The sequence below is a fragment of the Rickettsia endosymbiont of Urophora cardui genome (assembly GCF_964030725.1).
Lineage (GTDB): Bacteria > Pseudomonadota > Alphaproteobacteria > Rickettsiales > Rickettsiaceae > Rickettsia.
Genome location: NZ_CAXIPY010000007.1, coordinates 106841 through 125090, shown reverse-complemented (window position 1 = coordinate 125090; position 18250 = coordinate 106841). Strand labels below are relative to the sequence as shown.

Here is an 18250-nt window from a genome sequence, read left to right as displayed (position 1 = left end):
TAAGTTTTTCCTAATCTGTGGTAGAAACATTTCCGTGTTAGCTATACTGTCCATAGTTACTTCTTTTTTATAGGTAATTTTAATGTTCGTTGAGGGTAATTCTAATATTCGTTAGTCATTGTCATCGAAAAAGAATCTCTCGTAATAAAGTCTTTGCCGGTATTGCTGCTTTGGGTAAAACAACAAAAAGTTGGTTTTTTGGTCTAAAATTACATTTGGTTATTAACGAAAAAGGTGAGATTCAAGGTCTAAAACTAACGCCTGGTAATGTAGATGATAGAGCGCCGGTTTCGATAATCACCAAACATATCACGGGATTATTGTTTGGCGATAAGGGTTATATCAAACAGGAGCTCTTTGATGATCTATACAGCAAAGGAATCAAGTTAGTAACTGGCATAAAGAAGAAAATGAAGAATAAACTTATGCCATTATTTGAAAAAATATTATTACGCAAACGCTCAATTATCGAAACAGTATTTAGTGTGCTGAAGGGTGCTTTCGAGATCGAACATACAAGACATAGATCAATTTGGAATGCCTTTGTACATATCTTATCCGCCCTAATTGCATACTGTATGAAACCTAACAAACCTGCTATATCTCAAAATTAGCTAATCCAGAATTCAGGTTTAGAAGTACCTATAGGGAAAAAATTTAAATATAGTAATACTAATTTCGTTATACTTGGTATGATTATTGAGAAAGTAACTAAAAAAGATTTATGTAATTTTTTTCAAGATGAATTTTTTAGACCATTAAATATGAAGTCTACTAGTTTTGCTTCATATAGTGAAGCGGCTAGAATTCAAAGAAATGTGGTGAATTCTAATTATCCGGTAAGATATTTTATAACGCCAAATAATAGTAATAAACCTATATTTACTCCTGCAACTGCTGATTTTGTAGCACTTCCTTGTGCTGATGGCGGGATTATATCAACTCCAAGCGACCTTATTAAATGGTATATAGCTAACGCGAAAAGGTTTTTACCATAGTTTTTGTATTTACTCACATATTCACCAGATCTAAATCCTATTAAACATTGCTGGACTAACTTTAAAAACTGTTTACATAAAATTATTGATCAATGCCTAAGTTTTTCCTAATCTGTGGTAGAAACATTTCCGTGTTAGCTATAGAGCGTTAAATAGTGGCAAAATTCTTTCTACAAAGTCCTATAAGCTTATGACTACTAAGTGTTTTCCTGCAAAAGAAATAGATGGGCGTAAAACTTACATGGGATATGGTATCTATATTACTGACCTTGATTCTAAACATACAATGATTCATTTTCAGGAGTTTCGCACTTAGCAAAATTGTGTATTAGTTAGAAGCCATTTAATGTTGTTCTGAATTGATGTTTTTATAACTTCCCAAGTTTGTTGATATAAAGTAATGTTTTCATTTATCCTCCTTTTGTTCATATCAAGCCAGGCCAATACAGCAAGGCAAATATGATTTCTTTGAGCTCGACCCGTGCGTGCCTGACAGCATTCAATACCACAAGTTTGTTTCAATTCTCGATGATAAACTTCTATAGACCAACGCGCCTTAACAATTTTCTCTATTTGCTCACGTGTAGGATTCTCTAAATTAGTTGTTATGTAATCAATGCGACCATTTTTTGCCACAAACTTAAATACCGTAACCCAACCGTATCCACGTAGGTGAATTTTTAGCCCTTCATCGGGAATCTCTAAAGTTTCCAAGCTAACATTACGATTAACTTTTCTATTTTTTCTTAGGTTGGTAACCCATATCCAACCTAAATTACGTATATGTTTTAAATTATCCAAACCACTATACCAAGCATCCATAACTATAGCATCAGGCTTGATACCTCTTTCTTTAGCTAAAGTAAGCATATCACAAAAATGCTCGTTCTTTGTTTTACCATCAGTTTCTTTATCATATATTCTATAATCTACAGGAGTAGATTGCAGGAGTTTCGCACTTAGCAAATAATATGCTAATCTAGAGAAAAATAGTTTTAGATAAAAATGACAAGATCAAAATGTAGCAAAGATTTATATAAATCATTCTTACAAGCAAGTAGTGTAAGATATACTAGCAAAGCATTATCTGAAGTAAGTCCATTAGATCTATCGCACGATAGTGCAAGTCGATGGTTAAAGAGTAAGGATTTTCGCCCTAGCGAAATCTATAGCAAAGTGTCAAAATATATTGATCTGGAAGATCCTTGTTTATTAGTGGGAGATGACACCTTATTGTCAAAGCAATACAGTAAGAGGATCGAGCTTGTAAATTATCAATATTCTGGGGCTGTACATGATGTTATACCTGGTATAGGAATGGTAAACTTACTGCATTACAATACTCAAATTGATCAATCTACTCCTGTAGATTATAGAATATATGATAAAGAAACTGATGGTAAAACAAAGAACGAGCATTTTTGTGATATGCTTACTTTAGCTAAAGAAAGAGGTATCAAGCCTGATGCTATAGTTATGGATGCTTGGTATAGTGGTTTGGATAATTTAAAACATATACGTAATTTAGGTTGGATATGGGTTACCAACCTAAGAAAAAATAGAAAAGTTAATCGTAATGTTAGCTTGGAAACTTTAGAGATTCCCGATGAAGGGCTAAAAATTCACCTACGTGGATACGGTTGGGTTACGGTATTTAAGTTTGTGGCAAAAAATGGTCGCATTGATTACATAACAACTAATTTAGAGAATCCTACACGTGAGCAAATAGAGAAAATTGTTAAGGCGCGTTGGTCTATAGAAGTTTATCATCGAGAATTGAAACAAACTTGTGGTATTGAATGCTGTCAGGCACGCACGGGTCGAGCTCAAAGAAATCATATTTGCCTTGCTGTATTGGCCTGGCTTGATATGAACAAAAGGAGGATAAATGAAAACATTACTTTATATCAACAAACTTGGGAAGTTATAAAAACATCAATTCAGAACAACATTAAATGGCTTCTAACTAATACACAATTTTGCTAAGTGCGAAACTCCTGGATTGATCAATTTGAGTATTGTAATGCAGTAAGTTTACCATTCCTATACCAGGTATAACATCATGTACAGCCCCAGAATATTGATAATTTACAAGCTCGATCCTCTTACTGTATTGCTTTGACAATAAGGTGTCATCTCCCAATAATAAACAAGGATCTTCCAGATCAATATATTTTGACACTTTGCTATAGATTTCGCTAGGGCGAAAATCCTTACTCTTTAACCATCGACTTGCACTATCGTGCGATAGATCTAATGGACTTACTTCAGATAATGCTTTGCTAGTATATCTTACACTACTTGCTTGTAAGAATGATTTATATAAATCTTTGCTACATTTTGATCTTGTCATTTTTATCTAAAACTATTTTTCTCTAGATTAGCATATTATTTGCTAAGTGCGAAACTCCTGATTTTGCTGGTAAAGCTTTAGGAGTGCAAAGTGAAATGGGATATATTATTGCCTAATAATCTTTATTTTGCTATACTAAGTAATACTATGGTAAAAATTCCTGAAGAAATGCAAGATAAAATTGATCTAAAAAATCCTCTAAACCAAATTGGCATAATTTATTTCAGAGACGCAATAGTAAATGCAGCTATAAAAGATGATAAAACCTAAATGAAGATAGTTACGTGGAATATTAATTCGCTACGTTTACGTATTGATTTATTAAAAAGATTGGCATATGAACATCAGCCTGATATTATTTTATTACAAGAGACAAAAGTAGATGATCCTTTATTTCCTCTTGAAGTAATTAACAATATAGGCTATGAACATGTAATATATTCGGGGCAGAAATCATATAACGGCGTTGCTATTATCTCAAAACTTCCACTGCAAAATGTTTTTTCGCTTGAGCTATATAACGGTGATAAAAGGCATATAGCAGCTACTGTTAATAATATTGAGATACATAATTTTTATGTTCCTGCCGGTGGTGATATACCTGATATAGAGCTAAATTCAAAGTTTAAACATAAGCTAGAATATATAAGGTTGATGCAAGAATGGCTGACTAATAACCGCAATAGAGATGATAAGATGATAATTGCAGGTGATTTAAATATTGCACCACACCCGCATGATGTATGGTCTAGCAAGCAGCTGCGAAATGTTATTAGCCATACTGATATTGAGCGTTCTTTATTGGTAGAATTGCAAAACTCATTAGAGTTTATTGATAGTAGTAGGCATTTTGTGCCACTTGATGAAAAATTTTATACTTGGTGGAGTTATAGAAACGTAGATTGGAAAAAATCTAACAGAGGTAGACGGCTTGATCATATTTGGGTTAGTAATAATTTAAAAGATGAATTATTTTCTATACGTTTATTATCAGAAGCAAGAGATTGGACGCCACCTTCTGATCATGTGCCGTATTTTGTGAGTTTAAAAAAATTGTAGTGTCCCGTCATTGCGAGGAGAAACTATCAGTTTTGACGAAGCAATCTTAGGATCTGAAGTTTTGACAAAAAATTTTTATTAAAAAAAGTGGCGAGTGTATCAATCTATAATTTGTATTATATATCAAATAATTTACTTTAAATTGTATAAATATCGCTTTTAAGCTGATAAAAGCACTAAATATTTAACTTTAAATATAAATTTTTACTTTAGTCAGAAAAATTAGAATTTTTGTCAAAACTTCAGTAGGATGCTTTATGAGATTGCCATGTGTCGATGCTACGCATCTCCTCGCAATGACGTTTAAGATTATAAGGAGTAATTAGTGAATATTAAATTAGGAAAATATAAACCGGTAAAAGAAGAATACATAAAAAGCTTCAAAGATATGTTGTTGCTTAGGCGTTTTGAAGAAAAATGTGGGCAGCTATATGGTATGGGTGAAATAGGCGGTTTTTGTCATTTATATATCGGGCAGGAAGCAGTAATTTCTGCTGTAGATATGGTTAAACGAAAAGAAGATAGTATGGTTACCAGCTATCGTGATCATGCTCATATTATTCTAGCAGGTACAGAACCAAAATATGTGCTAGCCGAGCTTATGGGGCGTGCTACAGGCTGCTCAAAAGGTAAGGGTGGCTCGATGCATTTGTTTGACGTGCCGAATAAGTTTTATGGCGGACATGGCATAGTAGGGGCACAAGTGCCGATAGGTACAGGGCTTGCTTTTGCTGAGAAATATAATGGTACAAACAATATCTGCTTTACTTTCTTAGGTGATGGTGCGGTTAATCAAGGTCAAGTATATGAAGCCTTTAACATGGCTGCTTTATGGGGTTTACCGGTAGTTTATATTATTGAAAATAATGAGTATTCTATGGGTACTTCGGTTGTCCGCTCAACCTTTATGCGTGATCTTTATAAAAAAGGTGAGTCGTTTGGGATTAAAGGATTCCAGTTAAATGGCATGGATTTTGAAGAAATGTATGACGGTGTTAAGCAAGCAGCGGAATATGTTAGAGAAAATAGTATGCCTCTGATATTAGAGGTAAAAACTTACCGCTATCGTGGGCATTCAATGTCCGATCCGGCAAAATATCGTAGTCAAGAAGAAGTAGAGACGTATAAAGAACGTGATCCTATTACTGAAATACGGAAGATAATATTAGAAAATAACTATGCAAGTGAAGCTGATTTAAAAGAAATAGAGCAATCAGTTAAAGAGATTATTAAGGAAGCTGTGGAATGTTCAGAAAACTCACCACTGCCCAATGAAGAAGAGCTATATACTAATATATACACGCGATGAACTTCAAAAATTGGCTACGTTGTTCTACAAGTACTGCGGTACTCACGTATTAAGTATACGCTGCGTTCCTCGTCTTGTGAACGCCTTGCTCTTTTTGAAGTTCATCGTCGTATACCAGTATCTTCATTTATTGGATATGCGAGGTTTACTTGTGCTACTGTGTCATCCCGTGGACAAGCCACGGGATGACACCAATGCTAAATATAAAGATTCAATTTAAATAAAAGAAAGATGCAAATAACTGTACGGGAAGCATTGCGTGATGCGATGCAAGAAGAGATGATAAGAGACGACAAAGTTTTTGTCATGGGTGAAGAAGTCGCTGAGTATCAAGGAGCTTACAAAGTAACACAAGGATTACTTGAGCAGTTTGGTCCTAAAAGGGTGATTGATACACCAATAACGGAGTATGGTTTTGCTGGGCTTGCCGTTGGAGCAGCCTTTGCAGGGCTTTGTCCAATCGTTGAGTTTATGACCTTTAACTTTGCTATGCAAGCGATGGATCATATAGTTAACTCGGCTGCTAAAACGCATTATATGTCAGGTGGTCAGGTCAGATGCCCAATAGTATTTAGAGGTCCAAACGGAGCAGCAAGTAGAGTAGCAGCACAACATAGCCAGAACTACGCAGCTTGTTATGCTCATATACCTGGGCTGAAAGTAGTAGCTCCTTATAGTGCTGCAGATCATAAAGGGCTGATGATTACAGCTATTAGAGACGATAATCCGGTTATTTTCCTAGAAAATGAGATTTTATATGGTCACAGTTTCGATATTTCTGAAAATGTTGAGCCTATTCCTTTTGGTAAGGCAAAAGTCTTAAAAGAGGGTGATAGTGTTACTATAGTGACATTCTCGATTCAGGTGAAACTTGCATTAGATGCTGCAAATATTTTACAAAGCGATAATATTAATTGCGAGGTCATTGATTTACGTACCATCAAACCGCTTGATATAGATACTATAATAGAGTCAGTAAAAAAAACCGGTCGTTTAGTTGTAGTTGAAGAAGGATGGTTTTTTGCCGGTATCGGTGCAACTATCGCAGCTATCGTTATGAAAGAAGCATTTGATTATTTAGATGCACCGGTAGAGATTGTAAGCGGTAAAGACGTCCCGCTTCCTTATGCAGTAAATCTAGAAAAATTAGCTTTACCTAGTGAGGATGACGTAATAGAAGCCGTTAAAAAAGCTTGTTATATATAAATATAAAGTTTAATCTCTCAGGGTTTAATTCCCCGAAGCTCTGCTTCGTGATATACTACTTGAATGGAAGAAAGCAGTTATATACATAAGAGTCATAATGTCACAGTACTAATATATCATTTAGTAACGCCGGCAAAGTATAGAAGAGTAATATTCAATCAAGAACTAGATGATTATTTGTGTAAAATTTGTGAGCACATAGAAGATCGTTATGAAATTAGATTTTTAGAAATAGGAGTAGATAAAGATCACGTACATTTTTTATTACAGTCAATACCAATGTATAGCCCAACAAAAATAACTCAAATCATAAAAAGTATTACTTCTAAGAAAATGTTTGAGAAATATCCAAATCTTAAAGAAAAATTATGGGGAAGTGAGTTTTGGAGTAAAGGATATTTTATGAGCACAGTAGGTAGTCTATCCGCCAAAAACACTTCAAATCCTGATCATTTGTAATGGGATAGAGTTTTGACAACAAATTGCTAAGATTTTCAATAAAAATTAATAAGTTATGTTAATTTTTACTGATACATTTCTGTGTTGGTCTAATTTTGATATGGAGCTATTGTTAACGATTTTTTATCGTTCATCTAGTTTTTGCATGATGATATTTTTGATTTATGTGGAGTTAGACACGATTTGTAAATGATTTGCAATGCATCGTAAATTCAAACCAATAGCAGAGATTATTGGATTGATAATATCTCCTATCATACCTTTCAAGAAGTTTCTACCCATCCGACCATATTGCTTTAAGTGACCTATTATTGGTTCTATGGCACTGCGTCTCTTGATCATAGACTTGTCCTCTTGTAACAACTTCTTCCGCGTTTTTGGGGTATATACCTTACTCTTCTCCTTTACATTGCTACCACTATACCCAAGATCAACAAATGATTTCTTTATCTTGATTCCAGTGACACTCTCTACTGCTTCAAAGCTCTGATGCAATGTATGACCATCATAAGGATTATTATGAAGTCCGTCCGCCAAAACTCTACAAGCCTTATAGATAATATGGTTTTAAGACAAGAAGTAATACAACAATCCGTAAGAAAATGATAAAATATGGTCATAAACCTTATGGATTTCAGTCAATGCCAATAGACAACATTATCAAATCGCAAGAACAAGGGAAACTGTTTGGTTATAAATTAAAAGAAGAATTAAACCCAAATAATAAGCTATATAAATTAAGAGAATTAATAAATTGGTCTAGGCTCGAAGAGTGGTTATCAAAAAATGTTTGTATTAAGAAATTTGGTAGAAATAGAAAATGTCATAGAGTGATGCTTGGCATAACGATGCTACAAGCAATGTATAATTTTTCAGATTCATTATCAGAGGAAGAGCTAAAAGAGAATATGTATTGGCAGTATTTCTGCGGGTGGGAATATATAGAAAAAGACATAGCTATCTCGGAAACTAGTATACGACGGTTTCGTAGTGTATTAGGTGAAGCTGGATATAATGAGATATTATCGGAGTTGATCAGGGTTGGGATAAAAACTAACACAATTAAAAAAAAAGATTTGGAATTAATCATCGCTGATACGACTGTACAAATTAAGAATATCAAACACCCACACGATGTTTATTTAATGGATAAAGCTAGGCTTAGCATAGTAAAGCTTTGCAACAGTTTGGGTATACATTTGAATGAAACATACGCTAGAACCTATAAACGCGATATAGTAAAGCTATGGAAATATAAAGAACATAGTAAAGCCAAGAAGCGTTGGAAAATAATGAAGCATTTAAAAATATTACTGGGTCGTTTGATTAGAGTATGTGAGCGTGAGATCAAAAATAAGCAATTAAACTTGTCTCTCAAAAATCAAGAAGTATTGCAAAAAATAAAACAAATACATAACCAATCTGTTTTAAAAAGAGAAGCTAAAAAGCAATATAAAGAAGATAACAAAGTATTATATAGTTTTCATGCCCCTGAAGTAGAGTGTATAGGAAAGGGAAAACGCAACAAGCCATATGAGTTTGGCAATAAAGTAGCGGTAGTAGTAAGTGGTCGTAGAAATTTTGTTTTATCCGCAAAATCGTTTCATAATAATCCTTATGATGGTCATACATTGCATCAGAGCTTTGAAGCAGTAGAGAGTGTCACTGGAATCAAGATAAAGAAATCATTTGTTGATCTTGGGTATAGTGGTAGCAATGTAAAGGAGAAGAGTAAGGTATATACCCCAAAAACGCGGAAGAAGTTGTTACAAGAGGACAAGTCTATGATCAAGAGACGCAGTGCCATAGAACCAATAATAGGTCACTTAAAGCAATATGGTCGGATGGGTAGAAACTTCTTGAAAGGTATGATAGGAGATATTATCAATCCAATAATCTCTGCTATTGGTTTGAATTTACGATGCATTGCAAATCATTTACAAATCGTGTCTAACTCCACATAAATCAAAAATATCATCATGCAAAAACTAGATGAACGATAAAAAATCGTTAACAATAGCTCCATATCAAAATTAGACCAACACAGAAATGTATCAGTAAAAATTAACATAACTTATTAATTTTTATTGAAAATCTTAGCAATTTGTTGTCAAAACTCTATCCCATTACAAATGATCAGGATTTGAAGTGTTTTTGGCGGATAGACTATGAAACGATTTTGCGGATAAAACAAAATTTCTACGACCACTTACTACTACCGCTACTTTATTGCCAAACTCATATGGCTTGTTGCGTTTTCCCTTTCCTATACACTCTACTTCAGGGGCATGAAAACTATATAATACTTTGTTATCTTCTTTATATTGCTTTTTAGCTTCGCTTTTTAAAACAGATTGGTTATGTATTTGTTTTATTTTTTGCAATACTTCTTGATTTTTGAGAGACAAGTTTAATTGCTTATTTTTGATCTCACGCTCACATACTCTAATCAAACGACCCAGTAATATTTTTAAATGCTTCATTATTTTCCAACGCTTCTTGGCTTTACTATGTTCTTTATATTTCCATAGCTTTACTATATCGCGTTTATAGGTTCTAGCGTATGTTTCATTCAAATGTATACCCAAACTGTTGCAAAGCTTTACTATGCTAAGCCTAGCTTTATCCATTAAATAAACATCGTGTGGGTGTTTGATATTCTTAATTTGTACAGTCGTATCAGCGATGATTAATTCCAAATCTTTTTTTTTAATTGTGTTAGTTTTTATCCCAACCCTGATCAACTCCGATAATATCTCATTATATCCAGCTTCACCTAATACACTACGAAACCGTCGTATACTAGTTTCCGAGATAGCTATGTCTTTTTCTATATATTCCCACCCGCAGAAATACTGCCAATACATATTCTCTTTTAGCTCTTCCTCTGATAATGAATCTGAAAAATTATACATTGCTTGTAGCATCGTTATGCCAAGCATCACTCTATGACATTTTCTATTTCTACCAAATTTCTTAATACAAACATTTTTTGATAACCACTCTTCGAGCCTAGACCAATTTATTAATTCTCTTAATTTATATAGCTTATTATTTGGGTTTAATTCTTCTTTTAATTTATAACCAAACAGTTTCCCTTGTTCTTGCGATTTGATAATGTTGTCTATTGGCATTGACTGAAATCCATAAGGTTTATGACCATATTTTATCATTTTCTTACGGATTGTTGTATTACTTCTTGTCTTAAAACCATATTATCTATAAGGCTTGTAGAGTTTTGGCGGACGGACTAGGTAAACATGGTGATGAGCAGAAATTACGTAATTATGTACAGAATCAAGGTTCAGGCAAACCTTCTTATAAAGCATTTCAACAAAAACAGTTAAAGCTTTTTGGATAGATACCTCGTAGCTCTGCTGCGAGGAGCATCATTAAATTATGAATTGATATTTTATATGCCCAATCCGGTACTTTGCCTTGCCACATTTCTAGGCTCTGTTTCATCAATTGTGTAAATTTCGTGAGCCATTAAATCCTACCATCAAATTTGATCATAAAATGAGCCATAGCTTCATTCCAATTGGGGATAGGCATAGACCATTTTTTGGTAATATAATCAATTGTCAGATATAAAACCTTAAATACTGCGTCATCATTTGGAAAGATGCGTTTATTCTTAGTAACTTTTCTCAATTGGCTATTCAGCGATTCTATCGCATTTGTAGTGTAAATAATCTTACGAATCTCCTTTGGATATTGCAAGAAAATTATCAAATTATCCCAATTATTATACCAAGATTTAGCTATATGCGGATATTGCTTACTCCATTTTTGATCAAATGACTCAAGAGCTAATTCTGCTTCTTTTTCAGTAGCAGAAGTATAGATTAGTTTCAAATCCGCTGCTAATTGCTTTCTATCTTTATATGATACATATTTGAGGCTATTCCTGATCTGATGGACAATACAAATTTGATGTTCAGTTTTCGGGTATACTGATGCAATAGCATCAGACATACCAGTTAGATTATCACTACAAGCAATTAAGATATCTTTTACTCCTCTATTTTTCATCTCAGTAAAATTACCAAGCCAAAATTTAGCTCCTTCATTCTCACTTATCCATAAGCCTAAAATATCCTTTCTACCAGATAAATCTATTCCTAAAGCTACATATACTGATTTATTAATAATAAGTTTATCTTGTCTTACTTTCACTACTAAACAGTCAAAATATACTATAGGGTATACTGATTCAAGAGGTCTACTCTGCCAAATCTTGACCTCATCTATTACTTCATCTGTAATCCTGCTGATTAGGCTCTCACTGATCTCAGCTCCATATAATTCTTGCAATTGTGTTTTAATATCAGACACACTCATACCCTTCGCATATAAGGATATTATCTTTTGGTCTAAGCCATCTATTCTTGTTTGTTTCTTTGAGACTATTATAGGTTCAAATTTACCTTGTCTGTCTCTTGGAACATTTAGCTCTATAGTACCATTCTCACTAATCAGATTCTTACTAAAACTACCATTCCTCGCATTCTCAGTTTCAGCTCTATCATACTTGCTATAACCTAAATGTTCTGACATCTCAGCATGCAGTGCTCGCTCTAAAATACCCTTGGTTAATTCCTTAATTAATCCATTCTGACTTAGTACTGTTTTTAAATCTACTCCGCCTTTTATCAGCAAATCTATTGCTTCATTTATTTTTTTATTCTTCTCTATTTGCATTTCTGTTACCTATATTTTTAATTACTTCTAATATAGGCTCAACAAAAATTTACACAATCATTGCAAAAGACTCCATTTCTAAATCAATATATTTATATATCTTGTCATTGACGTTTAATAATTTTTGCTCTTGCAGCCTTAAAATTCCTGCAGCAGTTATAGGCTTTGTAGCAGAAGCGATAGGCATCATTTCATTTGCTTTTAATGCTCCCCGTTTAAAGCAAAAATACCTTTAGCTCTGGTTAATAGCTGCTTATAGTCACAGCGTTTACAAACCTATTGCTTATATATTCTTTTTCTGCTTCACTAATTCTTTGCTGAACATCTGCAAAACTATCAACACTATTAATCTGAAGTTTTGACAAAAATTTTTTATTAAAAAAAGTGGCGAGTGTATCGATCTATAATTTGTATTATATATCAAATAATTTACTTTAAATTGTAGAAATATCGCTTTTAAGCTGATAAAAGCACTAAATATTTAACTTTAAATATAAATTTTTACTTTAGTCAGAAAAATTAGAATTTTTGTCAAAACTTCAGATTAATGACTAAAAACACCAATAGTAAAATATAACTACGGAACATAATAACTTTAACTCTATCCAAAAACTAAAACTTTATTAAAATAAAAAGGCAATTTTGCTTCTAAATTAACCTCTTTGCCAAAAACTTTTTTAGACAATACTATATTACTAGCATGCAAAAACATATATTTACTATACGGCATTAATTTGTCATTGCCATATTTATTATCACCAAATATTGGACAACCTAGTAATTTAGCATGCAATCTTAATTGATGCATTCTACCCGTAATCGGAATAAATTCAACCAAAAATAAGTTATTGGTAAGTGATTTTAGTAATTTATAATAAGTAATGGCAAGTTTACCACTATTATCATTTATATCAGTAATTTTAGGTATACTCCCCTTACTTTTTTCTATGTTAGTTTTGACCTCTCCTTGATCTTTAATTGGTTTTCCATAGGTTACAGCGAGATATGTCTTTTCAACCAATTTTTCTTTAAAAGCATCATGAAGTTTTACACTACTTACATAATTTTTAGCAATTAAAAGCAAACCGCTTGTTTCTTTATCTAATCTATGTACTAACTTAAAATCAGCTCCTTGGCTGTTTAAATATTTTAATGCAGAATCGACCGATAAATTAATTTTACTACCGCCTTGCGTTGTAAGCCCCGCTGGTTTATTAATCGCTATTATATTATCATCCTCATATATTAAATATTCAGTGGTAATTTTCTTTGCTAATGTAATTTCAGCATCAGTAAAAACTAGTTTAGTTGGTTGAGCTATAGGTAAATTAAACTTATCATGAATAAAAATTTCATCACCCTCCACCACTCTTAAACTTGCTTCTGCTTTTTTAGAATTAACGATTATTTGCTTTTGACGCAATGCTTTCTCTATCACTCCTTGGGTCAAAAGAGGATATAGACGCCTTAAATATTTATCTAACCTTGAGGCGATAGGGCTGTTTACAGTGATGATCATTAAGAATTTTTTATTAGAGAATAGCACCAAATGACTATAGATAAAAGCACTATAGCAAAAAATTGATGCATAGAAGCTGCTATTATAGGAACGTAATATAAAAGAGTAATTACGCCAGTAGATAATTGTATTAATAAAGCAATAGCCAAATAAAATGCTACTTTATTTAATTTTGGATTTTTGACTTTTAACAAAGAAATAATCAAAGCTATGATGATTATAGACGAACTATAAGCACCTAGACGGTGTATAAACTGGACAAAAACCGGATCAGACCAATTTTTAAAGCTAATGACATTATCTTTTATTTCTATAGGAATAAAATTGCCGCCCATCAATGGAAAACTATTATATACTAGCCCTGCATCGAGCCCTGCAACTAAAGCACCTAAAAAAATCTGTACGTATATCATAGCAATAGCAGCAACAGAAAATATTAGCGGTAATTTTAAATTTATTTGTGATGGAATTAATAAAATATCACAACAATTTTTGACTAGCTTGTAAAAAAGTAAATGATAAATAATTACGGCAATAATGAGATGAAAAGCTAGACGAAAATGGCTAACAGACGGATGATTAACTAAACCGCTTTTAACCATATACCATCCCATAAAGCCCTGCACGCAAAATAACAGCAAAACAATTATATAAGATAATATATCACGATTTTTTATGATCCCTTTAAAATAAAAATATATTAAAGGTAATACATATATCAAACCTGTAGCCCTGCCAAGCAGGCGATGCACAAACTCTAATAAATAGATGAATTTAAACTCTGATAAAGTCATCCCGTAATTAACTGCATTATATTCCGGAAATGCTTTATATTTAGCGAATTCGGCTTGCCAAGTATCATAACTAAATGGGGGCAAAATACCCGTTACCGGACGCCACTCAACTATCGATAAACCTGAATCCATAAGCCTGGTTATCCCGCCTACAATAATCATCGCCACGACCATTATACAGCAAGTTAATAGCCATTTTGTGATTCTATTGATGTCATTCCCGTGCAGGCGGGAATCCAGAAAAAAACTTGAGAACATAAAACAATAGAGATTTTTTTATAAATGATGCTCCTCGCAGCAGAGCTACGAGGTATCTATCCAAAAAGTTTTAACTGTTTTTGTGGCTCTGTCTCATCAATTGTGTAAATTTCGTGAACCATTAAATTCTACCATCAAATTTGATCATAAAATGAGCCATAGCTTCATTCCAATTGGGGATAGGCATAGACCATTTTTTGGTAATATAATCAATTGTCAGATATAAAACTTTAAATACTGCGTCATCATTTGGAAAGATGCGTTTATTCTTAGTAACTTTTCTCAATTGGCTATTCAGCGATTCTATCGCATTTGTAGTGTAAATAATCTTACGAATCTCCTTTGGATATTGCAAGAAAATTATCAAATTATCCCAATTATTATACCAAGATTTAGCTATATGCGGATATTGCTTACTCCATTTTTGATCAAATGACTCAAGAGCTAATTCTGCTTCTTTTTCAGTAGCAGAAGGGTAAATTCCAGTATTAATTAAGCCAGATTTATATTTTCTTCCCATACGAGTCTTTTGCAATGATTGTGTAAATTTTTGTTGAGCCTATATTAGAAGTAATTAAAAATATAGGTAACAGAAATGCAAATAGAGAAGAATAAAAAAATAAATGAAGCAATAGATTTGCTGATAGAAGGCGGAGTAGATTTAAAAACAGTACTAAGTCAGAATGGATTAATTAAGGAATTAACCAAGGCTTTGTTGCATAAATAAGCTTTTGAATATACTGCCCCTAACCCCGCAATGCTAGCCTAGCCAACAGGCACAGAGATAGGTTTACCAATTTCAAACATTTTGTTTAATAAGTGGCATTTAATAGACATTTCTTTTGTCATATTTTGATCATGTCTTGATAGAAACTTACTACCAAAAGAAGTTTTAAATCGAAAGAACGTGTTCTCTACACGCTCCCTTCTACCATAATTATTCTTTACCCTCCATGCTTGGTATCCTTTGTTTTGTTGATATATAACAGCTGCATCTCTCTCAGTTTTATCCCTAAGCGATTGAACTTTTACTGAAGAGTTTGGGGGTCTAATAACTGGTTTTATCTTCTTCTTGCTCAACAATTGATATGTAGATTCACCGTCATACCCTCGATCTCCCAGAAAATCCTTGGCTCTGACATTAGCTATTAGTAGTCCAATCTGTGATCTATCATCTATAGTATGCTCTGTGGTACTATCGGCAAGTATCATACCTTGATCTTCTATAACGATATGTAGCTTTTTCCATATGCGACGCTTATATTGCTTACCATGCTTATTTTCTAGCCATTCGTTCCCTGTGTAGGCTTGTATCCCTGTACTATCCATTGAAATACAACTAAATTCTTTATCTTGATTTCCATGTAAATACCTAAGATCTAATGACTTCATACGCTTACTTAATGTTGTATAGTCTGGACATCTAATAGATAAACCCGATATTTCAAAGAGCCAGTTTATAAAGCCTTGGGTTTGGCGTAACTTAAGACCGAATAAGCATCTGATCTTCAAACACTGTAATATAGCGTGATCACTATAGCGTCTAGGTCTTCCTCGTTTCATTTCCTCTCTGTAATCAGCATACCAGCCAATCGCCAAATCACTGGCAATCATAAAATCTATGCGACCCCTATTGCGTAAAAAATTATTATATTCTGACCAATTCGTTATTTTATATTTAGAATACTTGCGTGATTTACTAAAAGGGGCTTTCTTCCGAGATCTCATATAATCTGGATTATTTTTTAATTCAGGACATCTTACCAGATTATCACCACTCTTGCTCTACAAATTTTATTTATGCAACAAAGCCATGATCAATCCCCTCTTTTAACTCTTTAACATTGTTAAAATCATTAATAAAGATACAATTATATTTTAAAGTTCTAAAAAACCTTTCTATTACTATATTATCAATACTTCTACCTTTGCCATTCATTGAAATTTGGATATCATGCTCCTTGAGAATATTTATGTGGTCATAACTGGTATATTGGCTACCTTGATCACTATTAAATATCTGTGGAGCGTTATACTTACTGAGAGCTTGTTTCAAGACATCAGTTACAAGAGATGCATCCATAGAATTTGACAGTTTATAGCTCAATATGGCCTTGCTATGCCAATCTATAATAGCTGCCATATACATAAAGCCACCATTAGTTCTAATGTAAGTAATGTCACCACTCCAAACCTCATTCACATTAGGCACATACACTTGCTTTGTTGAGCCAGATTTAGTCCAATATTGATCAAGCAAGTAGCTATAGATCTTATGCTCACTATCGTTTCGAGAAGTAGATTTTTTCTTATGTGGGGGAAAGTTCTATAATTAATTAAGCCAGATATAATCAATTTTTAATCTCTCAGGGTTTAATTCCCCGAAGCTCTGCTTCGTGATATCATAAGAAACAACTAAAACTTTTTTAGATACCTCGTAGCTCTGCTGCGAGGAGCATCATTTAAATATAGATATATCATGGCTCATTTAACGATAGATGAAAGATTTAAAATATACGAAATGAATAAGAGTGGTTATAGCTCGCGATATATAGGGACAAAGATTGGCCGTGATAAAAGCACTGTATGTTATGAACTCAAGAGAATGAGGCATAATTATAGACCAGATAGGGCTCTAACACACTTGCTTGCAGTTTAAGGCAAGGTAAGAGAAAAAGAAAATTAGATATTGATAATAATTTACGAGCAGAAATAATAAAGCAGTTAACACAGGGTATTTCACCAGATATAATTTCAGGTAGACGTAAACTATCACGAGATACTGTCAATATTTCTACAGAGAGTATATACCAGTTTATTTATACATCTCCTATAGCACAAAGGCAAAAATTATATTTATCTTTAGCAAGAAAAAGGAAAAATAGGTTGCATCATGGTACAAGAATCAGAAACAAAAGAATTACAATACCAAATCGAGTTTCCATTACTGAAAGACCAGAGATAAATAGAAAGATAGCAGCAATAGGTCATTTAGAAGGTGATTTAACTTTTAACAAAGGTAATCAAAGTCGTAATATAGGCGCTCTTGTGGATATCAGAACACAAAAAGTGTTTCTCACTTTAAACCGTTCAAAAAGAACACAAGATGTGATTGGTAACATGAATAAAAAACTTAAACAATTGTCGCATATAATCAAAAGCATAACGTTAGATAATGGCAAAGAATTTACCAATCATGAACAACTATTGCCAAAATCTGAACGAAAAGTATATTTTTGCAATCCTTATTCTCCATGGCAAAAACCATTGATAGAGAAGATTAACTCAATGGTGCACAGAGTATACTCTAAATCTTTAGATATAAAAAAATTAACAATAAAGCAATTACAAGAAATTGAGGATTTTTTAAATAATTTACCAAGAAAAGTGCTCGGTTATAAAACACCCAATGAGGTATGGGAAGAAAATATAAATCTGGCTTAATTAATACTGGAATTTACCATTCTCCCCCTGTCATCCCGTGATTTATTCACGGGATCCAGAAAAACAATTAAAAATATCAATATCATTGATATTTTTAACTGGACCCCGTGAACAAGTCACGGGGTGACATAGGTGGGGCTGGTCCAC

The 18250-nt window shown here is 33.2% G+C and carries 14 protein-coding genes and 9 pseudogenes; 12 read left to right on the top strand and 11 right to left on the bottom strand.

The annotated features are described in order from the left end of the window. Positions 1-110: 110 nt before the first annotated feature. Positions 111-614 (top strand): annotated as a pseudogene (locus AAHI98_RS14515) (IS982 family transposase); the annotation flags it as partial. Positions 615-629: 15 nt separating this feature from the next. Continuing rightward, positions 630-974: pseudogene (locus AAHI98_RS14510) on the top strand (serine hydrolase domain-containing protein); the annotation flags it as partial. Between the two features lie 336 nt (positions 975-1310). Here AAHI98_RS14510 and AAHI98_RS14500 read toward each other — a convergent pair. Then, positions 1311-1958, bottom strand: a pseudogene (locus AAHI98_RS14500) (transposase); the annotation flags it as partial. Positions 1959-2003: 45 nt separating this feature from the next. On the opposite strand from AAHI98_RS14500, the gene AAHI98_RS14495 reads away from it, so the two are divergent. After that, positions 2004-2984 (top strand): IS701 family transposase, encoded by a 981-nt coding sequence (locus AAHI98_RS14495; protein WP_342224656.1) that lies wholly within the window; start codon positions 2004-2006, stop codon positions 2982-2984. A 13-nt stretch (positions 2985-2997) separates the two neighbouring features. Here the strand turns inward: AAHI98_RS14495 and AAHI98_RS14490 are convergent. After that, positions 2998-3351 (bottom strand): annotated as a pseudogene (locus AAHI98_RS14490) (IS701 family transposase); the annotation flags it as partial. 62 nt (positions 3352-3413) lie between these two features. Here AAHI98_RS14490 and AAHI98_RS14485 point away from each other — a divergent pair. From AAHI98_RS14485 to tnpA, 5 genes and pseudogenes are all read left to right on the top strand, one after another. Further along, a pseudogene (locus AAHI98_RS14485) lies at positions 3414-3621 on the top strand (serine hydrolase domain-containing protein); the annotation flags it as partial. Continuing rightward, positions 3622-4410: an exodeoxyribonuclease III gene (gene xth / locus AAHI98_RS14480; protein WP_342226302.1), complete on the top strand. Its 789-nt coding sequence runs from the start codon at positions 3622-3624 to the stop codon at positions 4408-4410. It abuts the pseudogene before it with no gap. 325 nt (positions 4411-4735) lie between these two features. Further along, positions 4736-5719 carry a pyruvate dehydrogenase (acetyl-transferring) E1 component subunit alpha gene (gene pdhA / locus AAHI98_RS14475; RefSeq protein ID WP_342226301.1) on the top strand — a complete coding sequence of 328 codons (984 nt, stop codon included), beginning with the start codon at positions 4736-4738 and terminating at the stop codon, positions 5717-5719. Between the two features lie 231 nt (positions 5720-5950). Then, positions 5951-6925, top strand: coding sequence for a pyruvate dehydrogenase complex E1 component subunit beta (locus tag AAHI98_RS14470; RefSeq protein ID WP_342226300.1), 975 nt, complete (start codon positions 5951-5953; stop codon positions 6923-6925). A gap of 63 nt (positions 6926-6988) precedes the next feature. Beyond that, positions 6989-7384, top strand: coding sequence for an IS200/IS605 family transposase (tnpA, locus tag AAHI98_RS14465; protein ID WP_342226299.1), 396 nt, complete (start codon positions 6989-6991; stop codon positions 7382-7384). A 162-nt stretch (positions 7385-7546) separates the two neighbouring features. Here the strand turns inward: tnpA and AAHI98_RS14460 are convergent, their stop codons facing one another. Then, on the bottom strand, positions 7547-7921 hold the full coding sequence (locus AAHI98_RS14460) for a hypothetical protein (protein WP_342226298.1): 375 nt from the start codon (positions 7919-7921) through the stop codon (positions 7547-7549). Positions 7922-7986: 65 nt separating this feature from the next. Here AAHI98_RS14460 and AAHI98_RS14455 point away from each other — a divergent pair, with 65 nt between their 5' ends. Beyond that, complete coding sequence (locus AAHI98_RS14455) at positions 7987-9348, top strand: IS5 family transposase (protein WP_342224717.1); 1362 nt, start codon at positions 7987-7989, stop codon at positions 9346-9348. Positions 9349-9510: 162 nt separating this feature from the next. Here the strand turns inward: AAHI98_RS14455 and AAHI98_RS14450 are convergent, their stop codons facing one another. Beyond that, positions 9511-10557 (bottom strand): transposase, encoded by a 1047-nt coding sequence (locus AAHI98_RS14450; protein WP_342226297.1) that lies wholly within the window; start codon positions 10555-10557, stop codon positions 9511-9513. Between the two features lie 65 nt (positions 10558-10622). Between AAHI98_RS14450 and AAHI98_RS14445 the strand changes: the two genes are divergently transcribed. Then, positions 10623-10745 (top strand): hypothetical protein, encoded by a 123-nt coding sequence (locus AAHI98_RS14445; protein ID WP_342224755.1) that lies wholly within the window; start codon positions 10623-10625, stop codon positions 10743-10745. Positions 10746-10873: 128 nt separating this feature from the next. Here AAHI98_RS14445 and AAHI98_RS14440 read toward each other — a convergent pair whose 3' ends face one another. The 5 genes and pseudogenes from AAHI98_RS14440 to AAHI98_RS14420 all read right to left on the bottom strand — a co-directional run. Then, a complete protein-coding gene (locus tag AAHI98_RS14440) occupies positions 10874-12088 on the bottom strand; it encodes an IS256 family transposase (RefSeq protein ID WP_342226296.1) in 1215 nt (404 codons plus the stop codon). 73 nt (positions 12089-12161) lie between these two features. Next, positions 12162-12453, bottom strand: a pseudogene (locus tag AAHI98_RS14435) (serine hydrolase domain-containing protein); the annotation flags it as partial. Positions 12454-12689: 236 nt separating this feature from the next. Next, on the bottom strand, positions 12690-13607 hold the full coding sequence (locus AAHI98_RS14430; RefSeq protein ID WP_342226295.1) for an RluA family pseudouridine synthase: 918 nt from the start codon (positions 13605-13607) through the stop codon (positions 12690-12692). Further along, positions 13607-14659 (bottom strand): COX15/CtaA family protein, encoded by a 1053-nt coding sequence (locus tag AAHI98_RS14425; protein WP_342226294.1) that lies wholly within the window; start codon positions 14657-14659, stop codon positions 13607-13609. Before AAHI98_RS14425 ends, AAHI98_RS14430 begins: the two co-directional genes overlap by 1 nt. A 121-nt stretch (positions 14660-14780) precedes the next feature. Beyond that, positions 14781-15140 (bottom strand): annotated as a pseudogene (locus AAHI98_RS14420) (transposase); the annotation flags it as partial. Between the two features lie 114 nt (positions 15141-15254). Here AAHI98_RS14420 and AAHI98_RS14415 point away from each other — a divergent pair. Then, entirely contained in the window at positions 15255-15386 is a 132-nt protein-coding gene (locus AAHI98_RS14415; protein WP_342226293.1) for a hypothetical protein, read from the top strand. 38 nt (positions 15387-15424) lie between these two features. Here the strand turns inward: AAHI98_RS14415 and AAHI98_RS14410 are convergent, their stop codons facing one another. Together AAHI98_RS14410 and AAHI98_RS14405 are read right to left on the bottom strand one after the other, a co-directional pair. Next, a complete protein-coding gene (locus tag AAHI98_RS14410; RefSeq protein ID WP_342226292.1) occupies positions 15425-16387 on the bottom strand; it encodes an IS5 family transposase in 963 nt (320 codons plus the stop codon). Positions 16388-16487: 100 nt separating this feature from the next. Beyond that, positions 16488-16976: pseudogene (locus AAHI98_RS14405) on the bottom strand (transposase); the annotation flags it as partial. A 162-nt stretch (positions 16977-17138) separates the two neighbouring features. Here AAHI98_RS14405 and AAHI98_RS14395 point away from each other — a divergent pair. After that, positions 17139-18103: pseudogene (locus AAHI98_RS14395) on the top strand (IS30 family transposase). Positions 18104-18250: the final 147 nt, after the last annotated feature.

Coding starts and splice junctions, on each gene's coding strand:
- AAHI98_RS14495 (WP_342224656.1), top strand. CDS start 2,004: ATGACAAGATCAAAATGTAGCAAAGATTTATATAAATCATTCTTACAA.
- xth (WP_342226302.1), top strand. CDS start 3,622: ATGAAGATAGTTACGTGGAATATTAATTCGCTACGTTTACGTATTGAT.
- AAHI98_RS14470 (WP_342226300.1), top strand. CDS start 5,951: ATGCAAATAACTGTACGGGAAGCATTGCGTGATGCGATGCAAGAAGAG.
- tnpA (WP_342226299.1), top strand. CDS start 6,989: ATGGAAGAAAGCAGTTATATACATAAGAGTCATAATGTCACAGTACTA.
- AAHI98_RS14455 (WP_342224717.1), top strand. CDS start 7,987: ATGATAAAATATGGTCATAAACCTTATGGATTTCAGTCAATGCCAATA.
- AAHI98_RS14450 (WP_342226297.1), bottom strand. CDS start 10,557: ATGATAAAATATGGTCATAAACCTTATGGATTTCAGTCAATGCCAATA.
- AAHI98_RS14440 (WP_342226296.1), bottom strand. CDS start 12,088: ATGCAAATAGAGAAGAATAAAAAAATAAATGAAGCAATAGATTTGCTG.
- AAHI98_RS14430 (WP_342226295.1), bottom strand. CDS start 13,607: ATGATCATCACTGTAAACAGCCCTATCGCCTCAAGGTTAGATAAATAT.
- AAHI98_RS14425 (WP_342226294.1), bottom strand. CDS start 14,659: ATGTTCTCAAGTTTTTTTCTGGATTCCCGCCTGCACGGGAATGACATC.
- AAHI98_RS14415 (WP_342226293.1), top strand. CDS start 15,255: ATGCAAATAGAGAAGAATAAAAAAATAAATGAAGCAATAGATTTGCTG.
- AAHI98_RS14410 (WP_342226292.1), bottom strand. CDS start 16,387: ATGAGATCTCGGAAGAAAGCCCCTTTTAGTAAATCACGCAAGTATTCT.